We start from the raw sequence: 26,330 nt of genomic DNA, 5'->3' as shown, positions 1-26,330 counted from the left end.
ATTTCTCAGGGTGTTAATTAATAAATGAAGCCTTAATTTCACTACTTGAAATTCCTTCCGTTCGAGGAAGATAAATGACCTCACAAAACTCTTTCAAATGATCAAACTTTCCTTCCCAGTCATGGCCCATAGCAAAGATATCAGCACTAAATGTCAAAATATCTTCACTCTTTTGCTGCCAGTTATGCTCAGGAAATACCTCATCAACAAATCGGCATGCACGCAAAATTTCTACTCGTTCAGAATAAGAAAAGCACGAAGCTTTTCCTTTTGCATGATTAAACTCATCAGTTGACACGCCGACAACAAGTCTGTCACCCAACTGTTTCAATCGCTTCAATAATCTCACATGACCAACATGAAAGACATCAAAGGTTCCGTAAGTAATTACCGTTCGCATGCGAGCTCCAATAAATTAAATTGGCGCAAGCATAACGAAATGGAAATTAAAAAAACAGCTAACTGGTGCTAAATAATACTAAACGCAACATCGTGCATATTTAGCCTTTATCGTAAGGTAGGCGCCTAAATATAGAAACGACACTTTTCATCGAGGTATTTAATGCTTGGCTATCCATGACCTTCTCATACATCTCTAAGTAGGCACTGGCCATCACATCAGCATTAAACCTATCACGCGCATAATGGTGACAATCCTTGGCAGAAAAATCAGCACTGTTTTTGACAGCCGCAACCAGTTCATCTTCCTGCGCCGATAAACAGCCAACGTCTGGAGTCACTAGCTCTGGCAACGACCCATATGGCGTAGCAAAAACAGGACAACCAAAGTAGAGACTTTCAGTGATCGCCAATCCAAAAGGCTCGTGCCAAGTCACAGGAAAAATCAGCCCCTTTGAGCGCGACATGACTTGTGATTTAACCGTATCATCTACCATGCCCATAAAGCGGACATGACGATCAAAAGTTAAGCGTAACCCCATTTTAAGATTAAACCGGTGCCCGCCCATGACATCTAACTGCTCTCCCGCTTTACGGGTGATATCAATCGCGCCCTGCACATTCTTTACTCGCCATGCTGCTTTACCTAAAAAGTGAAAGCGTTGACGATAAGAGTGTAAGTCTGGTTTAGCGTAATTATCCCAATTGAGTCCGTTATACACAAACGCGGTCGCACCATGATTTTCAGCATGCTGACGAGAGACAAAGACGGTATTGAGATCAATCGGCCCGTTAGAGTTACCATGTTGGGTAAGAATATAGGGCTTGTTCACTGGCTCAAACGCTGAATGAAAGTGCACCACATCAACATCTGCCGGTATCTGCTCTGCCAGTGGTCGAGAAGGGTCACGTTCAATCACTCGCGCCCATTCACACTGGGTGCCTTTACCTGCTAATAAGGTAACATGATGCTTTTGCAAATGGAGTGCAAAGGCAAGATCCCAAACGACACGCTCGGTTCCCCCATAATTTTTAACGGGCAATGTCGCGGTTGTATAGAGCAGAATTCTCATGTTTTTACCTTTAATTGTACGGCTCTTTGCACACACTCAGGTACAAACGTTTGAATATCACCACCGTGTATCGCCACTTCACGTACTAAGGTTGCAGACAAAAAAGCGAACTCTTCAGATGGGGTTAAAAATAGACTTTCGAGTTCAGGCATTAAGCGACGATACATGGTGGTCAAACCAAATTCATACTCAAAATCCATGGTCGTACGCAGTCCACGTACAAGGATGGTTGCTTGCTGCTGACGAGCGAAGTCCACCAGTAGCCCTTTAAAACCGACGATAGTGACATTTGGCAGCGCTTGGCAAGTCTCTTGCAGTAATTGCACGCGCTCATCTAACGAGAATAACGTCTTTTTACTGGGGCTTTCTGCTACACCGACGATCACATGTTCAAACATACTCGCAGCACGTTTGATCAAGTCAAAATGGCCATTGGTTACCGGATCAAACGTCCCCGGATAGATTGCTTTTCGCATAATACATTTGCTCTAAATAATTGTTTTATCTATCAAGTCATCCAACACAGTAATGACAGGTTGAAGTTCTATGTTCGCCATCAAATCTTGCCCTTTCGCACGAGTTCCCCAAGGCAGTTCCTCTAATGCTTTTCCTGTCTGAGATTCAATTAATTCTCTATAGACCGATATGGTGGTTGCTGATGATAAGTACGGTCCAGTGCGGCGGGGATCACTATGCGCATATAGACCTATAACTGGCGTTCCCTGAGTTGTGGCTAGGTGGGCAGGGCCAGAATCAGGACAAAGCACCACACTTGCACGTTGTAACACTGCGGTTAATTGCTTCAGTGAGGTTTTGCCAACGAGATCAACCGGAGAAAAACCACATTCATTGCTAATCGCACTAGCAAGCAATTTCTCCCGTTCTGTCGGACCACCACATAGCACAACCTGTAAACCTCGTTGATGAGCGTGATCTGCAATCGCTGCATAGCGCTCCACCAACCAATTACGTTCCTCTTTGCTGGCTGAAGGGCAAATAACCAAAGCGGGAGGCGTGACCTGTTTTGTTGCAAACTGAATATCGCTATCAGACAATGGAATAAACCACTGCGGCCTTTCAAATTTAACGCCCAAATAACGAGAGAAGTCAGCAAAATTATCAAGCACATGAAGAGAGTTTGAAGATGGTAGTTTACGGTTGGTAAATAGCCATTGCCCCTCTTTAGCCCTTTGCCAACTAAAACCAACTCGCTGTTTAGCCTTAATTCCTAACGATAATACGCTAGCCCTTAGTGCTACCTGCATATGCAACAGTACATCAAAACGATGTCCTTTCAAGGCATGCCACACTTCTTTCATCCCACGCCAACCAAGGGACTTGTCAAATACGACAACATCAATTCCGGGCAAGTCTGCCAGCAATTGCGCTTCTACCGTACCCATAATCCAGACAACTTTAGCTTTTGGATATTGCCGTTGAATTGCTTGGACTATTGCTACGGCATGGCACACATCACCAATCGCTGAAAGTCTCAGTATGCATATCGATTTGAGCGTTTGTTTAATCATCTTCATCTCAGCGGCATCATTTTACGCACAGTATTAATCACTTGTTTGGGACTTATATCAACCAAACATGGTGAGTAATGATCATGACTGATACGACATTTATTACCGTAACAAGGAACGCAATCTCGTGTTGACTGCAGCACGGCCACATTACCCACCACCTGCACAGGAATACGGTTTTGATATAGGTTTGTCTCTGTATTCACGGGATGATTGTATGGCCAAGGAGACCACAGACTCGCAGGTGCTACGCTAATTAACGAGATCAATGGAACAAGATAACCTGATGCCAAATGGCCAGGCCCACTATCTGGACCAATAAAACCACGACTATTTTTGATAACCGTAGATGTTTGTGCCAAAGATAACTCTCCTACACAACTAATCCAGCCTGTGCGATCTCGAATACCATCAATCACTGCACTAGCAATCTGACGATCGCGAGAAATGTCAGCGCCAGTCAATACCAACTGATAACCATCATCCAACAAATAATTTAGCATCTCGTGCCAGTGCTCCACTGGCCACTGCTTGATCTCATTAGAAGAAGGCGTATGCACCACAATGTAATCTTCTGAAAGTTTACACTGCACATGTTTAGGTAAAGTTGCTTCAGGAGAGACAAGGTGAGGTATCACATCAACATTGATTAAACCAAGCATTCTTGCGCATCGGCTCATCTTATGCTCATAGTTATTACGCTCAATAATATAGTACTGATAGATTCGCTGTTTCATCCAAGCAGTTGAGGACTTTAGATCCACTGCTCCCAACCGCACCTTACCAAAGAGCGCGCTATAAATAGCAGTGCGATCATTCAGCATTTCATTGACAACCAAGTCATAACGTCCATGCACCTTAAATAGACGAAGGTAGTCACGAAGTTTTGGGCGAGACGGAATAATGACCAAGTTACTGATATCGGCATTCCCTTCAAACACCATTCGTCCCCGCTCGTTCACAAGCACATCTAGCTGTGCTTGAGGATAAGCGTTGCGCAGGCTTCGCGTGTACGCCGACAATAACAAGCTATCACCAATACAATGCGTTGCAATAACCAATATTTTTTCAAATGCAAACGATGACATAAAGAAATGATGTAAGTTAAGACAAATGACCACTAGTATGCCACAAAATGAGCGTGATAATGTAGCTAGCTACCCGATCATGACCTAGAAATAGCAGAATACTCTCTATAATATTTTTGCTATGATAGCGCAATAACTTCACATTAACTGCTTATGCAACCGAACTCAATTCTTACAAAAACCGTTCAGCGGGATAACATAACCATTTGTTTTAACTCAAGTCTTCTAACAGAGCCACCTGAGAAAGTATTTGATATTCAATACTGGCAACAACAAGATAAAGTTCTAGGTAGCGCACAAGGCCGAGGTATCACTTGGTTTGTACAGGGAAAACAGAGTGATTTTGCTCTTCGCCATTACTATCGTGGCGGACTATTTGGCAAACTGGTTCATGACAGTTACTTAATGCCTAAAGATATAAATCAAACACGTGCTTTTAAAGAGTTTTCTCTATTGGTCCACCTGCACGCCAATCAGGTGCCAGTCCCTCAGCCAGCAGCAGCTCGGGTCATACGCTTGGGGGCTATATATACTGCAGATATTCTGACAGAAAAAATACCGAACTCTCGGGACTTAGTCGCTGTATTACAAGAAACCTCTCTACCACAAGCCATATGGAAGACCATAGGTCATGTCATTCGTCGCCTTCATGATGCACAGGTGAATCACACTGATCTCAATGCACACAATATCCTACTCGATGACCACCAACAGATCTGGTTAATTGATTTCGATAAGTGCAATATTATGCAAGGTAATCATTGGAAAAAGACCAACCTAGACAGACTGGCACGATCCTTTTACAAAGAGAAAGACAAATCCCAAATTGCTTTTAGCAGAAAAGACTGGCAAATACTTTTGCAGAGCTACAACTCTAATACAAAATGATAAAACGCCATCACTCTTCTGGCAGGCCAAGTAGTTTGCGCAATTTCTTTTTCTTTTTATAAATATGCCCCTGAACAACGGCCACTAGGGTACGGCGAAAATTCACACCTCTAGATGCTGTGACCTGTACCTCAAACGGTGAGCTGCCATACCGAGAAAAAAAGCGTTGCAGTACTTTTCGAGCATAGTCTTTACGACCACTGGTAGAATAATGCTGTACCCAAGGCTTTGCTTCTCGTAAGTTAACGTTACGACTTAATGCTTCTGATAAAGCAAATTGCTCCAACGTATGTGCCATACAACCTGCTTTCCTGAAAGCTAAAATCAGCTGATCCGCATACTCCAAAGCCTCAATCATCCGAGGTGTTATACCAATTACAGCAGAAGCCCACATCATGGATTGTTCAGTAACTCTATACTGCTTTCCTTGAATAACAAAGTCCCGTTGCCGCAACACAGCATATTCATTATCATCAGGCAAGTTGGAAATACTTGTTTCAGGGAAAAACATCAACGCTTGTTGATCTGTTATGTGCTCATAAAAAATATTTGTCGCCTGACTAAAGTAAAAGTCAGTGTCCATAAACAAAATTTTACTTTGCTCACTTAAACTTCTAGATGTAATGAAAAAGTGTAATGCACGATTTTTAATTCTAAATCGATATGCACCATCTAAGCTCCACTCCCTAATCTGTTGATTAGACAATCCAATAATATCAATTGGCATCCCTTCAAACTTTTCAGGGCACTCAGTCAGAACTACAACTTGTGGAGGATTACCCCCTTCCCAGTGAGACAGAAAAGATAAGATGCCAAAGCGCGCTCCCTGATAATATGTTTCATCATGCCCATAAATAACATACACCAAGTAGCGGCATTCAGACTCTGTTGACATTTAACCCTCTCTAATCATGATGTTTAACATCTATAAATAGCATCTTTTGCTTCTTACTTATGTGTGACCTTACGTGTTTGCGGTAATTATCTTTAAACAAACTCTTTAAATAAGGGGCAATTCCTTGAGCCTCTTGGCTTAGCTCACTAGCAAACATTCCATTTTTGCTCCCTTGCACAACCAAAGAAGGTTGGCTCCACATTAAATTATAACCAACAATATCCCTGACATTACCAAGTAAACCATCGATTGGTGCATCAATTATCTGTGACTCAATAAAGGTAACAATTTTTTCAGCAAAAGCTAAATCAAAGAATAAACCTCCTCCCAGCTTATTAACTTTGCAAGGATATAAAAGTTGACCATCAATGCGCACACTCCACGGAACAGAGTTTGAAGCTTCTTCTATGTTAACAATATAGTTTCGCTTGTCAGTCAGCTCTTCTCGAAGCAACGCTAGCTTTTCAACAAACCCGTCGACCAACAAAGCGTCATCTTCCAGCACTAAAGCCTGTGGAATTCGTTCTTTCACTACCTTTTTCATAACCAAATAATGCTTATAAGTACAAGACTTTTGTGCCAGTGTTAGGTTATCTGCAAAAAACTCATTGCGCACAGAATCAGACAAGTCATCGATATCACCGCGTAGCATGTATTCATACTCTGTGATACCGCGTTCAGGCAAGTGAGTATCAATGTGCTTGCGTCTCTCTTCATAGCCTTTACTGACATGAATAATAAAGGTCTTAATCATCGGTATTTCTCTCAATAACATAAGTCAATTGCAGCATTGTGCGCTGAATTGCTCCTCGGTTTTGTTCGACAACGTGCAATGCTGCAACCCCTTGCGCTTGGCGTCGCGACGGTACTTGTAATAAATTAGCAGTCTCTGTCGCAATATCACTGGCGGTGTCACAAACCGTCAAGGCATCCGCTTCGATCAGCTGTTGTGCCAAATCGGCAAAATTAAAATAACTTGAACCGGTAACTATGGGTAACGACAAGCTAGCAGGCTCAATAAAATTATGCCCTCCCACCTTCGCACCTAATAGGCTCCCCCCCATAAAGACCACATCACTGGCGGCCAACATTGGCATCATTTCTCCCATGGTATCACCAAGGAAAACATCGATGTGGGGTGCCAATACGCTGGCTTTAAACTCGGTTTTCTTTGTTACGGAGTACCCTTTTTGTCGCACTTGTTGCTCAACAGTATGAAACCGCTCTGGGTGACGAGGAACTAAAACGAGCAAAGCGCTTGGCACTTGCTGTTTTAACTGCAAAAACGCATCTAAAATAATCTCATCTTCCCCTTGGTGCGTACTCGCTGCAATCCAGACTTGGCGTGCTTCGCCACCTAAACGCTGACGTAAAGTACGGCCTTGTGCGACGGCTTCTGGGTTGGGTTGGCTATCAAACTTAATCGAACCAGTAACCATTGTTCTCTGACTCTCAGCACCTAAGGAGATAAAGCGCTCAGCATCTGCTTTATGCACAGTCAAAATCAGATCTAGTCGCTGCAATAGTGGCGTGATCAGTGCACGCAAGCGAGCATAGCCTTGGTAAGAGCGTACCGACAAGCGACCATTGACTAGCGCCACAGGAATTTTGGCGCGTTTTACTTGATGCAAAGTATTTGGCCACAACTCTGTCTCGATGATGAGTAGGCACCGTGGTGATACTGCTTTTAAAAAGCCACGGACACACCACGAAAAATCCACGGGCATATAACGATGAATGACTTGGCCTGGCAAACGGCTAGCTTGTTCGGCGCCAGTACTTGTCGTGGTGGTAATTAGCAGCGGCGCATCAGGATAAGTCGCTTGAATCTCTGCCACCAGTGATTTAGCGGCTAAGACTTCACCGACAGAAACGGCGTGCACCCAAATTGGACGACCTTTAACCGCTGGCGTTTTACCAAAGTGTTCAACCCAGCGCTTGCCAATCGATGGCTTGCCCTTTTTCTTTCGATACAACCCCCACAATAATATCGGGCTAAAACATGCCAATATTAACGTATAGAGTCCACGCACTATCACAAAATGCGCTCCTGCAACCTTTGCACCGCGTCAATGACGCGTTGCGGTTCGAGATCAGTTAAGCATTTCAGGTGTCCTTTCGGGCACTCTCGTTGAAAGCACGGACGGCAAACAATCTCGGTATTTAATATGGCTAACTTGTCAGTTAATGGTGGCGTATATTGGGGCGAGCTTGATCCATACACTGCCACGACATTACAACCCACGGCTGCGGCCACATGCATCAAGCCAGAATCATTACTGATCACGGTATGGCATGCACCGATCAAATCTAATGCTTCTGTCAGTGACGTCATTCCCGCCAAATTGTGGCAATGCTGGCGCAGCGCTGCAGGCACGGCATTCACTATCGCATCAGTAACTTCTCGGTCTTTTTGCGAACCAAATAGCCACACTTGCTCACCAGCTTCAATTAAGGCCGTCGCCACCTCGGCAAAATGCGCTTCTGGCCAACGCTTTGCGGGGCCAAATTCAGCGCCAGGACACAGCCCAATCACCTTACGCGAACTAGTTAGTGCAAATTTCTCTTTTGTCTCAGCTTGCTGGGCGCTGATGGTTAAACAAGGACGCGGTAAATCAGCCAAAGCACCTAGACAACCCGTTCCGGTCATCGCTGATTTTGGATGTGCTAGCGCCACATAACGCTCGAGCATGTACTGAAACGCTTTTTTATTTGAACGCACATCATTCAGCAACCCATAACGCATCTCGCCTTTCCAACCAGTTCGAGATGGGATTTTCGCAAAAAACGGGATCAAAGCAGACTTGGCAGAGTTAGGCAGAACATACGCTGCGTCATAGTGAGCTTGGCGCAGTGCCACGCCCAGTTGATAACGGGTTTTCAGATCAAACTGACCATGCCCTAATGGCATCTCAAGTGCCTGAGAAACTTCAGGCATACGCTCTAGAATGGGCTTGCACCAAGCGGGTGCTAGCACATCAATTTCTGCCTCGGGATGCAATTGCTTTAATGTGATGTACAGGCCCTGCGACATCACCATATCCCCGACCCACGACGGGCCGACAATTAAAATCTTCATTTCACAGCCTTATGTTGACCAGATAACTCAAAATAACGCTCTAGTGTTTTAATACACACCAGTTGCTCTAACGCAGGATCTTGAAACGGCACCAAATAGGCGTGCGCATTCGCAATGATTTTTTCTGCTTCTTGTGGGTTTGCCAAATAATAATTTAGCTTCTCTTCCAGATCGCTGTAATCATCAGCCACTTCAACATAATGCACACCAGGCTGTAGCGTCCCTTCCATAAACCAAGTTTCAAATTTCATTTTCGGGGTAATCACCAGAGAGTTAGATGACATTGCCCACTTTAAGTTTGAAGCGACATCATTGCCTTCAAGGCAAATGAGGAACTTATATTGAAGCTGCTCCTCTACGGACATAAAGGGCTGCTGCCATTCTGGATGTGTTTCACAAGCATTCGATTGGCCTGCATCGATCAATGGGTGCCCAAACATGGCCTGCATAAAACGAAGACGGTGAGGCTGGGTCACCGCCCCACGAAACACAGCCATATCCTTTTTTTCGGCAAAAGCTAACTTATCTTTGACAAACTGAAAGTGGCGGCGCTTATCCAGCTTAAACAACACTGAGTTTGCGTTATCACCTTCGATCGGCCGCGCTTTAAATAGCGTCGGCTGCGGCTCAATGTGTGTCTCATCACCAAAGTAGTAAGCTAATTTGAAATTACGAGGAAAATAGTAGAGAAATTCTTTTAGATCAAAATAGTATGAGGTAAAACCACGACGCTTGTAATTACCAATAGTGGCAGCATCGACAGGCAACTCAAAAGAAGTACGTTGTTTAACGTAATAATCAACCCGTTGTTCAATATAGTTAGCCTGACCCTGGCACTTTACTTCAAGGGCTTTTCTTTGTTGCTGGAAAAAAGCAGATGGAAGTAGAGCTAACTTGAGGTGCTTTAAATAGTAAAACAATTTCATTCGATCTCACTCTCCTTTGCTTTCGCGACTATTATCCCCATGAGGCATAGATATGTTACACAAGTCGCACCATTTCTAAGCGGCACATCCGTTAATGATGCCAGAATAATATAGGCGACAGGTGACACTAACAGCCAAAAGAAATCACCTCTCACTCGCCATGCCAATTTTAATGGATATATATAAAAGAACATCATAATGACAAAACCCAAAATGCCGGAAACTACCCATTTATCAATAAACATATTGTGAAAGTGTACAATTATATGCTCAGGTACGACTTCAGAAGGAAGGTTATTAAGTACAGCACTATCTCGATAGGTGTAACCGTACCCTTCAAGTGGGCGCGCTTTAATCATATGAAGGCCCAACTTGTACATATCTGTGCGCAATGAGATATTGTTCTTTGAATGACTCTCATGAATTGTTGCAACTTCATGTATTGTTCGTTGTATCCGGTCAGTCATCACAGGGAGCGTTAAAACAACACCACACAGTAGTACCAATATCGTGGTACATAGATACTTTTTATTAAGTGTATGCCGAGTAAACGCTACCCACAATTGCACTGAAATAACAGGAAGTACAGCCAAGATCGGACCTCTAGATTGAGTTAACATGAGCGCAGCTAACGAAATTGCTATGGTGAGAACATTGAGCGTCCGATATCGATTATCTTTTGCTGTAATTAAAAAAGCCCCCCCCAGCACACATGTAATGCCGATCAATGTACCAGCTATAATAGGGTTAACAGGCCAAAGTTTACGAACAAACTCCTCTCCATTCCACGTCATAAGCCCAACACAGAGACTCACTAAAGCTCCTGATGTGAGAAAGTATTGCATTACGCGCATTGAGTAGAGCCCGAAAGGGATTCCGACACAAAATAGTAGCGCAATCATTGTTGCCCTTAATTCCTGGGATGAATAACCATGCGCCCAATAAGAGATAGTGCCGAAAAGTGCCGACATGAATAGCATTTTCACCCATGGCGCGTCACAACGCTGAACAATACCTTTTCGATGTTCAGAAAAAAAGACAGTCAAAATAGTAACTAGCACAATAGCAACTAGAGGTTTATCCGCTTGCCCTTTCGTTGTCATCATCACTAGCATCCACGCTAATGGTAAATACATCACTACTTTATTCAAAGCGTTAGTTTTATGCCTCATTTTCCCCACTCAAGCATTTTTTAGTACCCTTAGATACCTACAAACATACGACCAAAAAATGCCCTTAAACAGAACACATCTAAATCTCATCCAAACGGGTCATTATACATGCAACAATTAGATAGAAGTACTAAGAATTCCAACCAATGTGGTATGAGCTTGTTGAGTTTAACAATTGCAAAATAGCCCCGCTATTCTGCAATTGTTCTAACATCTATTTGCCAATCGTCACTCAGAAATATATTGTTACACTTATCAATAACAAAATACAGACAGAAGAAAGCCGCATCACTATCCTGTCGTTTTTCCGTCCAGCAAGAAGTCAAAAATGAAGTCATTTGTCATCACATTAAACGCGAGTACAGAGCGCCAAAAACTGATCCAAGAGCGATTATCCTGCCTGCCGAAAGGATTTGAGTTTCTCATCGGGGTTGATGCAAGGACTGAACAACACCCACTACTTGAGCGCTACCGCGATCGCCAATTTCAATGCAATATGGGCCGCCCTGCCGCTATGGGCGAAATCGGCTGTTACGCCAGCCACTTTTTAGCTTGGCAGAAGTGCGTCGAGCTCAACGAGCCCGTGATTATCTTTGAAGATGACTTGAATGTGGATGCGGCTGTTTTCCTTAAAAGCTTAGAGATTGCAAAACAGAACATCGCCCACTGTGGGTATATTCGCCTCGAGAACGCGGATAATCATGATATGTTCTATCAAGTGCGCACGGTAGATGAGCACCGTTTAGTGAAATACTTAAAAATCCCACAATGCATGACGGGATACGCGATTTCTCCAGAAACAGCGCGGGCATTTATCAAACATAGCTTGAACTTTGATTATCCGGTCGACGTGTTTCTACGCAATGCTTGGATTCATAAACAGACGATTTTTGGCTTTAATAATGCAGGCTTATGGGGCGGTAACCTGCCTTCAGTGATTGGCGACAGAAAGCGCAAAGGCAGTAAGAATTACTACTTTGCACTGATGAAGCTGCTCAATAAAGCCCGTAACATGGTGCTAAACCTTGCTACCAATATCTATCATCTCTTCAAGTTAGGCCGTGAATATCGTCCAAGTAAATTCTGGATCGGCTAACGCTGGCAAAACGGACAAAATACCGATGCCCGCTGGCCGAGCTTTGCCTCTTCTAGCGGCGCATCACAACAGGGGCATGGTTGACCTTTTTTACCATACACCAGTAACTCCTGCGCAAAATACCCCGGCTTGCCATCCGCTTGTTGAAAGTCTTTCAGTGTTGTGCCACCTTGGGTAATCGCTTGGGCCAACACCTGCTTGATCATTGCCACCAAGGTCGTCATCTCTGACAAGGTTAAGCTACCCGCTGCGCGCCGCGGATCAATGCACGCCATAAAGAGCGCTTCTGTGGCATAGATGTTCCCCACCCCCACCACGTGCTGGTTGGTCATCACAAACACTTTTATCGCGACACGCTTTCCCTTAGCTTGAGCAAGAAGATACGTCGGATTAAACCCTTCTTCTAATGGCTCAGGTCCCAGCCGTTCAAGGCAGATATGTTTTTCGCCCTCTTTTTGCCACAACCAAGCGCCAAAGCGACGTGGATCGTTATAACGCAGCATTTCTCCACTGCCTAGATACAAATCAACATGATCATGCTTGTCTGGTGGCGTTGATGACGGCAATACCCGTAAACTGCCTGACATACCAAGGTGAATAATGACGCAGCCCTTATTTGTATGCAGCAGCAGATACTTCGCGCGACGAGACACCCCTTGAATCATGTCGCCTTCAATCTCGCTCAGCTCTTCTGGGATCGGCCAGCGCAACTGACGTTGCCGTACAACCAGCTTCTCAATGCGTTGGTTTAAGACGTGCGGCGTAATACCACGTCGGGTCACTTCCACTTCAGGTAGTTCAGGCATCCTCATCTCCAAACGGGAAAAGGTAATTTCGCTCGACAGAAATGGCGACCCATCCTGACCGTGACGTACGCATCAGCCAAAACTGCGGTAGCTCATAGAGGGTGATTCTAACGGGTTCGTCACGTCCCTTTAGCCACACCTCAACCGATTGAGGAACGAGATATTGAACCTGCAGTTGATCGACAACCTCGTCAGAAATAGGCGTTCCCTGTAGTGCACCCCAGCGCTCAACCAATTCAGCCGCAGAGATAGTAATTTTAGGGTCAGCATGCCACTGTCCAACATCATCTTTACCTATCACCACCTGAGCAAAAATCAACTGCTCGATCTGTACATTGTTCGGCAACAAGTGCTGTATGGCCGCGTCATCTTGGTGCTGCGCATTGCGCTGACGTACTAACTCCGGCAGCTGTACTGCGGCCATAAAGAGTAACGCGCCGATAATCAGAACATTATTCCAGCCGCGTCGTGATAATCCCATGACACCTCCTAATCTATAAAACCATCGTAGCAAGGAAACGTATAAGGTGATAGTGCGAGGTGCGAGGTGCGAGGTGCGAGGTGCGAGGTGCGAGGTGCGAGGTGCGAGGTGCGAGGTGCGAGAAGGGCATGCTGATGCGATATCAGCAAGGTTTATCTATCACTCTTTGTAAGCCGTCATAGATAGCAGATATAAAAAAACCCGGTAAGACCGGGTTTTTTTCAACAAGTCAGAAAAATCAATTACTTGATTTTTGCTTCTTTGTACATAACGTGCTTACGAACAACTGGATCAAATTTCTTGATCTCAAATTTGCCCGGCATGTTACGCTTGTTTTTGTCAGTAGTGTAGAAGTGACCAGTACCAGCAGATGATACTAGGCGGATCTTCTCACGAATGCCTTTAGCCATGGTTCAGAATCCTCTTAAACGTTCTCACCACGGGTACGCATTTCAGCAAGAACGGCATCAATGCCTTTCTTGTCGATGATACGCATACCTTTGGCGGTAAGACGAAGTTTAACGAAGCGTTTTTCGCTTTCTACCCAGAAACGATGAGTTTGCAGGTTCGGCAGAAAACGACGCTTGGTGGCATTACGCGCGTGCGAACGGTTGTTACCCGTTACAGGACGCTTGCCAGTTACTTGGCATACTTTGGACATTGCTGTCTTCTCCAAATCGTTTCAGCTCGATATCAACCCTAATTATCTTTGAACTAACAGCTGTTAGAACTTAACTCGGGCTATCAAAGGTCGCGCATTATACTAAGTAAGAAGCAGTTGCTCAAGTCCCGAGCAGATCCTTTCTGCACTTTTTAGTCGATTTCCGAAGAAATTACAGCCAACCACGCTCAGAAAAGGAAATAATTTCCCCGTCTCCGATGACAAAATGATCTAGCAGCCGAATATCTACGAGCGCTAATGCATCACTGATTCTTCGAGTTATTCTGCGATCTGCTTGACTAGGCTCTGCGACGCCTGACGGGTGATTATGCGCTAAAATCAACGCTGCAGCATTAAATTCCAATGACCTTTTTACCACTTCTCGCGGATAAACCGAGGCTGAATCAAGGGTTCCCTGATTAGCACCCACACCCTCCTACCATTAAAACAAATACCAGCCAAAAACAATTACTTACAAATAGTACATCTACTATAAATCATACTATTCCCAGCGATGATATTAGCCACTAATTGTCAGAAGACAATAACGTTAGAGCTGTTCTAACGAAGTTCTGGACACTAATGAATCAGTGACTTTGCTAAATTAGAAGCTCATGAATAACCACAAGTATGAAAACAACTTAACATTGTGTTCAATCTTGATAGTGTTCCTCTGGCAACCATTTCCTTTAACCAACACGATAGATCTCTCAGGTTACAAAAAAAAATTATGATTTCTTTTCTCATAAGTATCTAATGGAATAGTAAAAAGCGTATCGAAGTTATAGTTTTCAGGCGTTGTGTTTGATTTTTAAATAACTTAACACCTCTACCTCCTTCTTTTTAATGGAGTAAGTTATGACACTACCATCAATTGAGGTTTTTCCCGTTGGTAACGGAGATATGACCCTAATCACTACAGCAAATGGCAAAACAATTCTAATTGACTGCTATCGCAAGTCCGGCTCTGATTACGACTTCCTAGAGGAAAGGCTAAAAGACCGCCTAAACACTGACGGTAAAGGTCGCCCTTACGTTGACGTTTTTGTTCTCACGCATCCAGACAAAGACCACATAACAGGCTTCAACACGATGTTTTATAGAGGCAATCCAGATGATTGGGGTGACAACTCAACTAAGATTCGTATAAATGAAATTTGGTCTTCTCCTCGTGTATTCCGTCGCGCGACTGCAACAGGCTGTGATGGCAACAACACTCTTTGCGACGATGCAGTTAAATTCAACACAGAAGTAAAACGTCGAGTTAAGCTTTACCGTGAAGGCGGCTGTATCGGCGGCGATGGTAATCGCGTTATCACCTTGTCTTCTGATGAAGATGGCAAAACTGATGACATTCAGTCTATTGTAGCTGAGCTTTACACTTCATTCGGCCACATGTCCGGTATTGATGATCAATCACTCAACGCCTATTTGCTTGGACCTGCCGACAAGCAAGAAGTTGCTGAAGACGAAGAGGAACTAACAAAGAATAACTCCAGTGCTATTATCCGTTTCGATTTAGACCACACATTCTATGATGAAGACCTTCACTACAATGCAACCTGTACAAAATCTTTCCTCATCGGTGGTGATGCGGAGGTTAAGTGCTGGGAGGTACTTCACGACAAACTTGAATCGACATTGCAACTTCATGAGCTTGCTTACGATGTTCTGCTTGCACCACACCATTGCTCTTGGCGTTCACTATCTAATGACAGCGAGTCAAAATGCGATGACCCACAACTAAATGCGTCTGCTCGTGCTGCATTGAGCTTTGCCAACGAAGATGCATTAACTCTTTGCAGCAGTCACGAATTCGGTAACTCAACCCCACCCTCTCAATTAGCTAGGAATGAGTACGAAAAAATCCTAACTGATAATAAAGGTGGGAAGTTTTTAGCTGTTGCTGAGCAAGGTAAAGATAGTGATGGTAATCCGAACTCACTACTCATAACTTTTGCCAACAACAAGCCTACGAAGACAACAAAGTCCGAAGCACGTAACTTCTCTAAGGTTGTAAATCCTACAGCAGTTAAAAAAGCCGGAAAACGCACATATGCGTAATGAACGCGCAAATTCTATTGATGCGTTAGGTCAACTCCTTTTCACAAGGTACTCGGCTAAACGAATACCCGAAAAGGATTTGCAGGGCTTGGGGATACCCTCAAGCCTGTATGCGGCAAATTGGCGCATACAAACCGACATTAAACACCCAGAAGATGGCAAGGCAATCCAATTGATAGTGGCAGCCAGACCAAGCTTCCCTTTCTGTGCGCCTCATATCTACACACACCCTAAGCTGGAAGTCCTAAAGTACACACACGTTGAAGAGCACGGGAAGCTTTGCGTTTGGGGTGATGAGGTGTCTTTTGATCCGCGAGACATTACTTATGTTGAGCACTTGATCAAAGATAGTCATTTACTGATAGAAGAGACAATTTCCGGAAACCTCGATGATGACTTTAGCACTGGATTGCTAAGTTACTGGAGTCGATCGTTTAAAGCCTCGCCAAAAGAAAAAAAAGCCACGAGCCTATGCAACGTCAAAATCCTTACAACTCGTAAGATCCATGTGGCGTATGACAGCAATAGAGGCACTGTCTTTGCCGACACAGAGGAGCAACTTAAGAGCTGGCTAACAAATATTGGGGTCAAATCAAACCAAAAGTTTTGCTCAACTACCCTACTTATCAATCTAAGTGAGGCTTGGAAGCCATCCGAGTACCCCACTAATCTCGGAGAACTTCTTTCTATACTTGAGTCCCAGTTCGGTGATCCGGTTCAGGCAGCAGAGGCAATCGCCATAGTATTAGGCTCTAGTCGTCGCTATCCTGCGTTTTTAATCCAGACAAACACCCCTAATGGTGCAGTCATTACAGCAATGAGTTGCGTTAGCGGCATAGGAACGAGAGGTCATGCAGGTCAACTCAATCTACACGAAACCACAATAGGCAACGGCTTTAGAGACAGCATTATCCCCCTACGCTTCCTAGATACTAGATGTATTCAATTAGGTGTTCGCGGTATAGATGTAGAACGAAGAGACCCGTCATGGGTTCTAGGTAGAGACTCTAACCCCTTCTTATCCACAACTAGTGGAACTACCATTGGCATTATCGGACTTGGCTCTGTCGGCTCTAGTTTGCTTCCATTACTCATCAAGGCTGGCTTCAGTAGGTTCGTGCTGTGTGACGGAGAGTCACTTGAGGCCGCAAATGTAGGCAGACACCTTCTTGGCATGAATTACGTTGGTGTGAAGAAAGCAGAGGCATGTAAACGTCATATAGAAAGGAACTACCCATGGGTAGAAGTACTACATGCAGGAAGTCGGGAGTGGTTCGAGGATGATAAGACCATAGACTTGCTGACTACAGAGTGTGACTTAATTATTAGTGCAACAGCGGAATGGGCATCAGACAAGGCTATACAGGAGCTAATAGAAAGTGGGAAACTTATGTGCTGCGTTGTTTTCTGTTTTACTGAAGCGCACGCTGTAGCCACGCATTGCTATATAAATAATGCTGGCAGCTTTAGTTATGGCTTTTTATTTGATAATACTGGCGACCTACTAGAGAGCTGTGCAAAGTTCGAACACCGAACTACTAAGCCCACCCACTTCTGTGGTGGCATATTCCAACCGTATGGCGGCATAGAGCTTAGCTTCGGTCATAGCATGATAGCAGAGGCCGTAACCGAGCTTGCTTGTGAAGGTATTCAAACAGATAGTTACCGAGTGTGGATAGGTAGTCGTAAGCTTCTGCTTTCGGTAGGCGGTGAATGGAGTCATAGTTGGGAACAGAAATACGGAGAGATCGATGATGGTTCAAAAGTCCTCAAAGTCCTCTAGCAAAATGGCACCAGTTCAATTTACCTCCCAGTCACTAGATTGTCTATCGGTGCATTTTTCAGAAAAAGCCATAAGTCAGTTGCATCAATATAAGCAAACCGGAAACAGAGATGAGGCAGGTGGCTTTCTATTTGGAGAAATCCGCTCAGGAGTCGTTACTGTCCAATCTGTGTCTACTCCTAGCAAAGCCGACAAGAGGTCACGCTTTGGTTTTTCATGGAATAAACGTGAAGCCAACAAAACAATACAAGAGAATTTCAGAAATGGACTGCATTATCTCGGTGATTGGCATACTCACCCCTGTAGTCGACCTACCCCCTCTTCGGATGACACACAAGCGATTCGAAGTACCTTTTTAGACTCTCAGCATCAACTTAATTACTTCATCATGCTGATCCTTAGCACAACAGGGATCACGCAAAGCTATGTCGCCTTAACTGACGGCAAAAAGGAATATCGATTTAATGTTAAATGAACAACAGCAAGCGTCAGCTTCAGAAAAGCTAGTAGAACCTAAGAATTACACATGGAAAGATTTGTGTGGCGCTTTAGGTGTGGGTGTCTACCTACTTTCCTTGTTAATTGTGTCCATATGGGTCTGGTATTTGACTGGTATAGATGGCGCCCCTAAGTGGGTTGTCTCGATTAAACCTATTATAGAGTGTGTGCTAATTGGAGTCAGTGGTGGTGTCTTGTATTGCCTTCGAGCAGTGTACTTGAATTATAGTCAAAGAAAGCAATGGGATTCAGTTTGGTTAGTTTGGTATCTATTCCGACCGATTGCTTCCGGCCTAATGGGTTACGCTACCTACCTTGTTATCACGGCGGGTCTTGTTGCAGTTGGTTCGACCTCAGCAGAACATCCAGAGACACTGCTGTATGCTCTATCGTTTTTTTCTGGCCTAAATGTAGATGGTTTTTTAAAGAAGTTTGAAGGACAAGTATCGAGCTCGATGAAGGTTAAGGGAAGCCGACAAATGCAAGGTTCGTAAACTTAAGCAGTAGTGTTCCAAAAACTACGTTTGAGAAAGTACGTCAAAGTGGGACTCTACTTATCTAAGAAATTGAAATGTCATGCATTTTCATGCCAGTCAATTCTTTATGTGCGCTTTGTGAGCTGATTGATAAGTATTTTCTTATCCTCATCACTCATATTCGAAATCAAACAAGCCAGCTCCGCCGACGCTTCGTCTTCACAAAAGAAATAGTTCAAGGGCACACCCAGCGCGTCAGCCATCTTCTTAAGAGTACTGATATCTGGAGTATGACGACCTTTCTCGTAATGGTTCATTCGACCACTTGCTGAACTCTCATCCATACCAATCATCACTCCTAGATTTTTTTGAGTAATGCCAGCGCGTTTGCGAGCTTCTTTGAGGCGAATTGGGATCGGATTTTTTTCCACTGGGGCTTCATTGTGTAGACCTGCGATAACTTAGATTGTCTAAGTTTTACCGATTTCTGTATACTTAGCAATCCTAAGTTTAATCCGTATGGAGCTTGAAGATGTCGAAATCAGTGGCATTAAATGAACATATCTACAACCTGTTGATCGTAAGAGATTTAGATCATTTTACTGTTACTGGGCTCAGAGACGCACTGCTGGAAGCAGGCTGTATTCAAGGCGACAAGAACGAAGCGAGAAAGTTTGCATACAGACAAATCTCTCGTCTTTTGCTCAATGGTTACTTAAAAAAATCTGATAAGAAGGGCGTTCACAATGCGGTCTATAGCAAAACCCCCAAAGCTCATACAGCGCAATTTTACCCAAAAAAGATGCCGCCATTGAAGAACTCGGTTAGCTCACACACGCCAGTCGACAAGGGAAACTCTGATTTTTTGAAAACCTTACAAAAAGAGCGAAATGAGCTGGAAGCCTTACAAGCCATCGCATTGAGAGAAATCGAGAAGTACCAAGAAGTGATTCAACGCTTTCCCAGTGAAAGGCCCTATATCAACACGATTTTTGTAAGAGCGCGAGTGCATGCAACCAACATCCAAGGTGATCTAGAAGCTTTAGCCAAGCTCGTTGATAACTACCCGTTACGTCAAGGTGACCATGCATGCGCTTAAGGGGTTGGCAATCAGAGCGCATAACAAATACAAAGTTTAATTAAAAATTCCCCCTGGAGTTAAAATAAAACACCCCTGGCGATAAAAATAAACATCCAGGGGATTGAAAATCATCACCAGGCGATCAATACTGTAAAAAACACAGAGTTCAGGATAAGAAATGGCAGGTTTCACTAAATTTGAAAACATTGATTCGACAGCTAAGCAATTTGACGGCCTATATGGATTTAACCTAGGTAACCCAAGGCTTTTGCTTCTGCCTACACTCAATGATCTACTAGAGCGAGCTCAGGTTTACAATCTTCATCATTACCTAGAGGATGATAATCTTTCGGAAGACGAGGCTGCTGTTCTGGTCGCTCAGCGCCCACTGTACAAACCACATGCTATTTCCCTAGCAAAATTCATTCTGGGGGGCATGTATACGATGCAGTTAAACGATTGGGCTGCAAAGCGGGAGAAGCAAACAGAGGCACAAAAACGCAGAGCACAAGTCGCAGCTTCTCCAGAGGCTCAAGAGGCTCTTAGGTACGTAGGCGAAGCCAAATTTTCAGCTTTACAGCCGATTGTTATGAATATTCGTGGCTGCGGAGAAAACGGTGATGAATTGAACCCTCACCATCCGATTGAGAAAAAAGGAAATAATGAACAGGAATTGAAATCAGTATTTCGAATTACTTTAGCCAGCGGCCATGTTTTTTCAATCATCGACGGCCAACATCGATTCCACGCGCTGTTAATTATCCGCGATTGGTTGCGTGATATCTGTGCTAAAGGCGTTTATCCAAAAGCTGGTTTATTCAACTTACCGACCGGTATTGATGGTCGGGTACCTGTGGTGATGATGGAGTTTTGGCGTGCCCTTTTGGATAAAGGCCTAAACCAGGTGACACTAAGCGCAGAAGTTTTTATGGGCCTTAGTTTAGAACAGGAACGCCAACATTTTGTTCACCTCAATACGAAGGGAAAAAATGCCAGCATAGAAACTGCATTGGATTTCGATAGCCAAGACCCTGTAAATCAGTTCATTAAAAAAGAGTTAACTGCTATGGGGCACCTCAAATGGGGACACCTCAAACTAAAGACGTTAAACCAGATTTGTTGTTTACTCGTTGCAAACAAACAATCCTCAAAATCTATCAGGCCAGTCGATCTAGATAATTACCAAGGGTTTCTGTTGAAATTTTGGCAAACGGTTCAAAATGCTCCAGGGGTGCTAGAGCCTAATGCAGAGAGTGAATCGCTGCTACTCAACCCAGTAATGCTAAAAGCTATTGCGAAACTTGGATACGATCTATCTAAAAAGAAGGATAAAAAGGGGTTAATCAAACTTTGGACTTCTATTGAAGACGGATCTTTGGATTTTTCCCACAACAACAAACATTGGCAGGCCATTTGTCAACCACAGTCCGAGTGGTCTAGCTTAATACCGAAAATGACTTTGTATGTCCATCCTCCCAAAGGGAAGCCGTTGGATGCGGGTCGATTTGACCCTGATACTAAAAAGGTTATTTTTAGTACCAAACAAAATGATACCTATCCTCGCCTAGCTGATTTGATTCGTCTTCAGCTTGGTTTGCAGAGCCGTCATAAAAGTTCATGAAGCAATATGTGGAGACTTATCCGAATTATAGAGGCTATATAGTTTAGTAATTTCTCGAAGCTCACAACCGGGAGTCAATCCCGGTTAGTTTCGGATTTGGATTTGGATTTGGATTTGGATTTGGATTTGGATTTGGATTTGGATTTGGAGAAGATTCTGTGCATTGAACATAGATTGATAGTTATATGTTCAATGATTCGAGCCTCTTTTAAGCAATATGATACTGACTAATCTCTTCCACAATTAGTCAAACAGCCCTAAACGGGTGAAGTGACTGATAAGCCCAGCTCAATAGACACTACACTGATTAGAAAAAGTAGGTCAACTTGGAATGGGGGATAGCCAAGTTACTGAGCCCCGTAATAAACTACTCTTCACCTATGCTTGTCCAGTACTTTGACTTTTCCTCCAACTCAACCCTTCTTAACCCAAGCGTTTCTGTATTTCGAACTATCTGATAGGTTTTAGGAAATATTCCTAAGTTTCGGGCTAGGTTAACGAGTGCATGTTTAGAGTCAGCAGTTGTCGGAAGACAATATAGTACATGTAACTAAAAGTTAGATTGAAAACTTAGAAAATTCAGAGCTGGTAACGCTTCTAAGCCGATAATCTAACTTTTATCTAAATCATCTAAGTTTTTGCTCGTTTTTGTACTGGAATTAAGATGGATAACAACGAAAAGTTAGATAAGTGGGGAGTTAGAAAAAATCTAAGTTTTTAAGCTTAGCATTAATCTTTGGTGTGCTACGTGCCAATAATCGATGCAAAGCGAAACCATGCACCGTAACTCAGAATTGGACAAAAATGAGTTAGAGTCTTCGGTCTAGTGCACGTGTGTAGGATTAGTATATGTATGCCCAAAGGCACCAAAACAAAAGGTAAAACCTGACCACGTTAGTTCCCATAAATTTCTTGCAGGATTGCAACAGGCGCTAGCTATTAAGCTCGCGCCTTTATCTTTAACTATTTTATATTGGACTCGAAAACACGAACTAACTCTTTCACTTTGACAATGCAGTTATTGGCTACACATCCGTATTTTTCATTGTATTTAATCAAGGAAACTAAATATGAACGATAACCTTTTATCTTATGTTGTAACTGGTCATCAGAGTACTGGATGTAGAAGTTTATGTTTCCGCCATATGTTCTTTTAAATTTGTTATAGTTCAACTGAAAAAGATTCTCCATGATATAGACAGAATCTCTATTTTTTCTTAAAAGTGCAGATAGTTTTTTTAAGTGTTTTAGTTTTTTATCGGAGAGTCTAATTGAACCAATGGGATCTTCTTTGTACACGTCAAAGAACAGGTTTTTCTTTAACTTGGTGTTCTGAATCACATACCCATTAAGCGATATAGTATTCTCTACTGCCTTTCTTTTTCTTTTTTTTAATTTAAGAGAAAGAGTAGAGATAAATATAGAGATGTCCCTTTCAAACTGATCAGAATGTAGGTATCGACTCTTGCTCGATGAAAAAAGCATATCATCTGCATATCTACTGTATACAATCCCTTTATCTTCACACAGTTTCTGGATCAAAATATCGATTCTTCTAAAAATTATATTAGAAACGACAGGGGAAGACGAAAATCCAATAGGAAGTATTTCTTTTCCTTTTATATCATCATCGGCGAAATTGTTATTAACTTTGTGAATAATAGACATATAAGCAATGTCTAACGCCGAGTATTTGACACCTTTTTTATCATCACTGAAGTACTGACTCAGAAGGTTTTTAACTTCCAACACAGATATGGAGTGGAAAAACTTCTTTATATCGAGTCTCAAGAAGTAATAACCACCGATGTGTGGTCTTAGGAAGTCATAATAAGACTTACCAGGGATAAACCCACAAGCAGAAGAGTTTACGGGAAGCTTGGATAGAACAAACCTTGTGATTCTATCATTTACGATTTTGTGATCAGAATCTTTTAATATTTCGAAAAATATATCAGCCCCAGACTTTCGTTCAATGACACTGGTAGAAAAATCATCTAATAGTGCCACATTACCTTTTAGGATGGCTTTATTAAAGAATTCATCACTAACTTTTTTATTCATTATATTGCTTCAACCCGATACAAAAGAACACTATTACACCGTAGGTGTGTACTATAAGACACATTAATCAGCGCGACCAGATTAGTAACTATTGGGACTGTACTCAAAGTTACTGGAAGACGAACTCCCTGAAACAAAGAGTGGGAGGGGCAAGCCCTCAGATACTCGTGAAAACTCATATCTCCCCTCTACTATCGGGTTGAAGCATACGAATAATATCATAAAGCTCAGGGAAGTAAACCTTGAAGGTACTTCCAAATGTCTGATTTTTTTGCAAAGATTGCGTTTCTACATATTCAACAGCATAGTTGATAAAGCTAGTCGTCCATCCGTCTGTTTTCTCGAGATCTTTATTTTTAACAGTGGCTTGCTCTAGCAAACTCATTAGCAATTTAGCGTGTCTAGAAGTGTATCTTAGGTTTCCGCTTACTTTATTACCTTTTTGCATGGTTTGTTTGTACGCTTCGACATTAAAGTGGCTATAGTCAGTAAGAGCTTTAGACTTTCCATTGAAAATAACTCGTATATAATCGATTAACATATCTTCAGTTACGTACTTACTATTATTAATCCTAGTTATAATGGATTGAGTATTAGTGCCATACTTTTTATCTAGCCAGCCATATAGAATATCAGCACTACCTTTCTGAATTAAACACCCTTCCAAAGTTGTTCTATTAATATATATATCTTTTCCCAACAGGCGCTTTTTGACGGCGGAAAAAACCTTGTCAAACTCACTTTCCTTTAAGAAATCTTGTTTTGTAGGATCAACTTTAAGATTCTTTTTATCACACGATAATAAATATTTAACATTATCCTTCTTGTCTTTTTGTCTTTTACTAAACCCAAGTTTGTATTTATTAAACTCAGCCTCTAAAGTCTTCTTCCAGAAGTTAAAGTAATTACCATTTTTTTGTAATTTCAATTCAAAACTATTCGGCTTACCTTTTAATGATATAGCCTTATCAGCATCAAAGAGAAACATGTAGGGGATCGCTGAGTTAGAGTAAGAAGGGTTAACTCTCTCCCCGATGACATTACTACTACTCTTATAAATATCAATATTTCTTAGATGTGGAAAGTGCTCCGATAGCCTCATATTGCCAAATACTTCTAATTCGCTTTCCCCCTCAACAAATAGAATATAATCACTAAAAAACAATCTAGCTTCATTATCGCTAAATGTGTTAATAAAGCTTTCACTATCATACGTTGATTTTAAAGTATGAATTGATGTTGTTGAGTCATTTCTCTTTTGAAAACAAAACACTCGTTGATTATCACGAAATTTCTTGATTATCTCTTTTACAATATTTGGTGAATGCGTAGTCAAAAACACTCTTGGTCTTATTGCTTTGTGATCTCGACCGTTATTGTACTTATAGCTGTTATAGATATCATGAATTAACACCTCATTCATTTTCGGATGAAGCCCAAGCTCAGGTTCGTCAATAAATACAAACGGTGTTATATATTCTCTTCGTGAAATTGTAATTAATATTTTTAAAAATGTCTTAACAAAATGAAAGGAATTTGTACCATCTGAGTGATATTTAAGATCACTTTCATCTATCTCAAATCGATACCCTTTTAAGCCAGCCTTAATATAGCTTAATACTTTTTCTTTTTGTGTGCTCGGTTTGGTGGATATCGTACTATTTATTTCGGATATATAATTTTTATATGAACTTTCACCATCAGCGTTTATGGACTTATCAAAAAAGTCAATTATAGTTTGCTCATCTATTTTTGACAGGTTGAATGACTTCAATCGTGATACAAGATCCCATAAGCTATCCCATTCATGTAGATCCATATGCCTAGGTTCAATATGGAAAAAAGGGAAAAGGTATAAAATCAGATTTAGCGTCTGCTTATCATTTGTTGACCACTTTACCTTTCCATCGTTATATATATTCAACGTTAACGTATAAGTAGTATGGTCGTTATCGTATCGCATCAATGCAAACATACTTCGTTTATGCAATGGAACGAGCTTTCTAATTATGAATGCGAAATACGTGTTGGTTGGTTGCTTCCTAGCTATTCTAAAGATTCTAGTCATATCAAAGGTTATTGATATCGAACCTTTATATGAATAGTTTGAGTTAAGCTTGGGCGGCAACTCTTCTTTTCCTTCTAATCTGTTGTAAAAAAACTTTAAGACTTTAAGTAAATTAGATTTACCGACATTGTTCCTACCAACAATACAGTTCATGTCATTCAAGTCATTGACGACCAGTTCATCGAATGATAGTAAGTTAGTAATTTTGATTGCTTGTACAGTCATAATGCACTCGAATATATTTTTGTTCACTATATCATGACCTTAGAGATTTTTCTCCACTTAAGAACCTATATCTTGTCATCTCCTTTTGATTTAGATTTGTGCAACGGATCTATTTTGGTTGGTTTATCACAACAGAAGTAAACGCTTAACAAAACCCGCATACCAATAGCAATCTCTTTGTCATAATATCTTTTTATTTGAAGGTAGTATGATTTAACAAGGCAAGCACGATCACTGAGCTAATATCCTAGAGCAGCAACCGATCTATCAAACAATTTTACATTGATTAAATAGCCATAGGGGGCGGGTCTTGCCTTTTACCTACCACTCGCTTTAGTGTCGGTGGCAACTCGTTTT

The 26,330-nt window shown here is 42.3% G+C and carries 26 protein-coding genes and 1 pseudogene; 8 read left to right on the top strand and 19 right to left on the bottom strand.

What is annotated here, in order from left to right; all coding sequences use genetic code 11:
- Nucleotides 1-13: 13 nt before the first annotated feature.
- From tagD to ACKLNH_RS13175, 5 genes are all read right to left on the bottom strand, one after another.
- Complete coding sequence (gene tagD, locus ACKLNH_RS13195; protein ID WP_413112727.1) at nt 14-400, bottom strand: glycerol-3-phosphate cytidylyltransferase; 387 nt, start codon at nt 398-400, stop codon at nt 14-16.
- A 100-nt stretch (nt 401-500) separates the two neighbouring features.
- Nucleotides 501-1,472 (bottom strand): glycosyltransferase, encoded by a 972-nt coding sequence (locus ACKLNH_RS13190; protein WP_413112726.1) that lies wholly within the window; start codon nt 1,470-1,472, stop codon nt 501-503.
- The gene (gene coaD, locus ACKLNH_RS13185; protein ID WP_413112725.1) at nt 1,469-1,948 is read right to left on the bottom strand and encodes a pantetheine-phosphate adenylyltransferase; all 480 of its coding nucleotides are present in this window, start codon (nt 1,946-1,948) and stop codon (nt 1,469-1,471) included. The genes ACKLNH_RS13190 and coaD overlap by 4 nt, the downstream gene beginning before the upstream one ends.
- 12 nt (nt 1,949-1,960) lie before the next feature.
- On the bottom strand, nt 1,961-3,007 hold the full coding sequence (locus ACKLNH_RS13180; protein ID WP_413112724.1) for a glycosyltransferase family 9 protein: 1,047 nt from the start codon (nt 3,005-3,007) through the stop codon (nt 1,961-1,963).
- Nucleotides 3,004-4,089, bottom strand: a complete 1,086-nt coding sequence (locus ACKLNH_RS13175) for a glycosyltransferase family 9 protein (protein WP_413112723.1) — start codon at nt 4,087-4,089, stop codon at nt 3,004-3,006. Before ACKLNH_RS13175 ends, ACKLNH_RS13180 begins: the two co-directional genes overlap by 4 nt.
- Nucleotides 4,090-4,242: 153 nt before the next feature.
- Between ACKLNH_RS13175 and ACKLNH_RS13170 the strand changes: the two genes are divergently transcribed.
- Nucleotides 4,243-4,977: a 3-deoxy-D-manno-octulosonic acid kinase gene (locus ACKLNH_RS13170; protein WP_413112722.1), complete on the top strand. Its 735-nt coding sequence runs from the start codon at nt 4,243-4,245 to the stop codon at nt 4,975-4,977.
- A gap of 10 nt (nt 4,978-4,987) precedes the next feature.
- Here the strand turns inward: ACKLNH_RS13170 and ACKLNH_RS13165 are convergent, their stop codons facing one another.
- From ACKLNH_RS13165 to ACKLNH_RS13140, 6 genes are read right to left on the bottom strand one after another with little or no spacing between them, the layout of a single operon-like run.
- Complete coding sequence (locus ACKLNH_RS13165; protein WP_413112721.1) at nt 4,988-5,872, bottom strand: hypothetical protein; 885 nt, start codon at nt 5,870-5,872, stop codon at nt 4,988-4,990.
- A gap of 10 nt (nt 5,873-5,882) precedes the next feature.
- A complete protein-coding gene (locus ACKLNH_RS13160; protein ID WP_413112720.1) occupies nt 5,883-6,626 on the bottom strand; it encodes a glycosyltransferase family 25 protein in 744 nt (247 codons plus the stop codon).
- The gene (gene waaA, locus ACKLNH_RS13155) at nt 6,619-7,911 is read right to left on the bottom strand and encodes a lipid IV(A) 3-deoxy-D-manno-octulosonic acid transferase (RefSeq protein WP_413112719.1); all 1,293 of its coding nucleotides are present in this window, start codon (nt 7,909-7,911) and stop codon (nt 6,619-6,621) included. The genes ACKLNH_RS13160 and waaA overlap by 8 nt, the downstream gene beginning before the upstream one ends.
- Nucleotides 7,908-8,951: a lipopolysaccharide heptosyltransferase II gene (waaF, locus tag ACKLNH_RS13150; protein WP_413112718.1), complete on the bottom strand. Its 1,044-nt coding sequence runs from the start codon at nt 8,949-8,951 to the stop codon at nt 7,908-7,910. The genes waaA and waaF overlap by 4 nt, the downstream gene beginning before the upstream one ends.
- Nucleotides 8,948-9,877: a glycosyl transferase family 90 gene (locus ACKLNH_RS13145; RefSeq protein ID WP_413112717.1), complete on the bottom strand. Its 930-nt coding sequence runs from the start codon at nt 9,875-9,877 to the stop codon at nt 8,948-8,950. The genes waaF and ACKLNH_RS13145 overlap by 4 nt, the downstream gene beginning before the upstream one ends.
- Nucleotides 9,874-11,028: an O-antigen ligase family protein gene (locus tag ACKLNH_RS13140; protein ID WP_413112716.1), complete on the bottom strand. Its 1,155-nt coding sequence runs from the start codon at nt 11,026-11,028 to the stop codon at nt 9,874-9,876. Before ACKLNH_RS13140 ends, ACKLNH_RS13145 begins: the two co-directional genes overlap by 4 nt.
- Before the next feature lie 349 nt (nt 11,029-11,377).
- Here ACKLNH_RS13140 and ACKLNH_RS13135 point away from each other — a divergent pair, with 349 nt between their 5' ends.
- A complete protein-coding gene (locus tag ACKLNH_RS13135) occupies nt 11,378-12,145 on the top strand; it encodes a glycosyltransferase family 25 protein (protein WP_413112715.1) in 768 nt (255 codons plus the stop codon).
- On the opposite strand, the gene mutM is transcribed toward ACKLNH_RS13135, so the two are convergent.
- From mutM to ACKLNH_RS13110, 5 genes and pseudogenes are all read right to left on the bottom strand, one after another.
- Entirely contained in the window at nt 12,142-12,951 is an 810-nt protein-coding gene (mutM, locus tag ACKLNH_RS13130; RefSeq protein ID WP_413112714.1) for a bifunctional DNA-formamidopyrimidine glycosylase/DNA-(apurinic or apyrimidinic site) lyase, read from the bottom strand. The two genes, ACKLNH_RS13135 and mutM, sit on opposite strands and share 4 nt — an antisense overlap.
- Nucleotides 12,944-13,432 (bottom strand): hypothetical protein, encoded by a 489-nt coding sequence (locus ACKLNH_RS13125; protein ID WP_413112713.1) that lies wholly within the window; start codon nt 13,430-13,432, stop codon nt 12,944-12,946. The genes mutM and ACKLNH_RS13125 overlap by 8 nt, the downstream gene beginning before the upstream one ends.
- A gap of 242 nt (nt 13,433-13,674) precedes the next feature.
- Nucleotides 13,675-13,842, bottom strand: coding sequence for a 50S ribosomal protein L33 (gene rpmG / locus ACKLNH_RS13120; protein ID WP_004405486.1), 168 nt, complete (start codon nt 13,840-13,842; stop codon nt 13,675-13,677).
- Nucleotides 13,843-13,856: 14 nt separating this feature from the next.
- Complete coding sequence (rpmB, locus tag ACKLNH_RS13115; protein ID WP_413112712.1) at nt 13,857-14,093, bottom strand: 50S ribosomal protein L28; 237 nt, start codon at nt 14,091-14,093, stop codon at nt 13,857-13,859.
- A 172-nt stretch (nt 14,094-14,265) separates the two neighbouring features.
- Nucleotides 14,266-14,511: pseudogene (locus tag ACKLNH_RS13110) on the bottom strand (JAB domain-containing protein); the annotation flags it as partial.
- A gap of 440 nt (nt 14,512-14,951) precedes the next feature.
- Between ACKLNH_RS13110 and mblB the strand changes: the two are divergent.
- From mblB to ACKLNH_RS13090, 4 genes are read left to right on the top strand one after another with little or no spacing between them, the layout of a single operon-like run.
- On the top strand, nt 14,952-16,157 hold the full coding sequence (gene mblB, locus ACKLNH_RS13105; RefSeq protein ID WP_413112711.1) for an anti-phage 6A-MBL system MBL-fold protein: 1,206 nt from the start codon (nt 14,952-14,954) through the stop codon (nt 16,155-16,157).
- Complete coding sequence (locus tag ACKLNH_RS13100; protein WP_413112710.1) at nt 16,150-17,940, top strand: ThiF family adenylyltransferase; 1,791 nt, start codon at nt 16,150-16,152, stop codon at nt 17,938-17,940. Before mblB ends, ACKLNH_RS13100 begins: the two co-directional genes overlap by 8 nt.
- Nucleotides 17,909-18,415, top strand: coding sequence for a Mov34/MPN/PAD-1 family protein (locus ACKLNH_RS13095; RefSeq protein WP_413112709.1), 507 nt, complete (start codon nt 17,909-17,911; stop codon nt 18,413-18,415). Before ACKLNH_RS13100 ends, ACKLNH_RS13095 begins: the two co-directional genes overlap by 32 nt.
- Entirely contained in the window at nt 18,405-18,932 is a 528-nt protein-coding gene (locus ACKLNH_RS13090) for a hypothetical protein (protein ID WP_413112708.1), read from the top strand. The genes ACKLNH_RS13095 and ACKLNH_RS13090 overlap by 11 nt, the downstream gene beginning before the upstream one ends.
- Before the next feature lie 107 nt (nt 18,933-19,039).
- Here ACKLNH_RS13090 and ACKLNH_RS13085 read toward each other — a convergent pair whose 3' ends face one another.
- A complete protein-coding gene (locus ACKLNH_RS13085) occupies nt 19,040-19,345 on the bottom strand; it encodes a helix-turn-helix domain-containing protein (RefSeq protein ID WP_413112707.1) in 306 nt (101 codons plus the stop codon).
- A gap of 101 nt (nt 19,346-19,446) precedes the next feature.
- Here ACKLNH_RS13085 and ACKLNH_RS13080 point away from each other — a divergent pair, with 101 nt between their 5' ends.
- Nucleotides 19,447-20,013, top strand: coding sequence for a hypothetical protein (locus tag ACKLNH_RS13080; RefSeq protein ID WP_413112706.1), 567 nt, complete (start codon nt 19,447-19,449; stop codon nt 20,011-20,013).
- 160 nt (nt 20,014-20,173) lie between these two features.
- Nucleotides 20,174-21,616, top strand: a complete 1,443-nt coding sequence (locus tag ACKLNH_RS13075; RefSeq protein WP_413112705.1) for a DNA sulfur modification protein DndB — start codon at nt 20,174-20,176, stop codon at nt 21,614-21,616.
- Nucleotides 21,617-22,579: 963 nt separating this feature from the next.
- Here the strand turns inward: ACKLNH_RS13075 and ACKLNH_RS13070 are convergent.
- Nucleotides 22,580-23,680 (bottom strand): reverse transcriptase domain-containing protein, encoded by a 1,101-nt coding sequence (locus tag ACKLNH_RS13070; RefSeq protein ID WP_413112704.1) that lies wholly within the window; start codon nt 23,678-23,680, stop codon nt 22,580-22,582.
- Between the two features lie 175 nt (nt 23,681-23,855).
- Entirely contained in the window at nt 23,856-25,973 is a 2,118-nt protein-coding gene (locus ACKLNH_RS13065; protein WP_413112703.1) for a retron Eco8 family effector endonuclease, read from the bottom strand.
- Between the last annotated feature and the right edge of the window lie 357 nt (nt 25,974-26,330).

Origin of the sequence: Thaumasiovibrio clandestinus, from assembly GCF_047250365.1 — a bacterium.
In the GTDB taxonomy this organism is placed as follows: domain Bacteria; phylum Pseudomonadota; class Gammaproteobacteria; order Enterobacterales; family Vibrionaceae; genus Thaumasiovibrio.
Note: the sequence above shows the minus strand (reverse complement) of the source record. Positions and strands in the feature narration are given on the sequence as shown.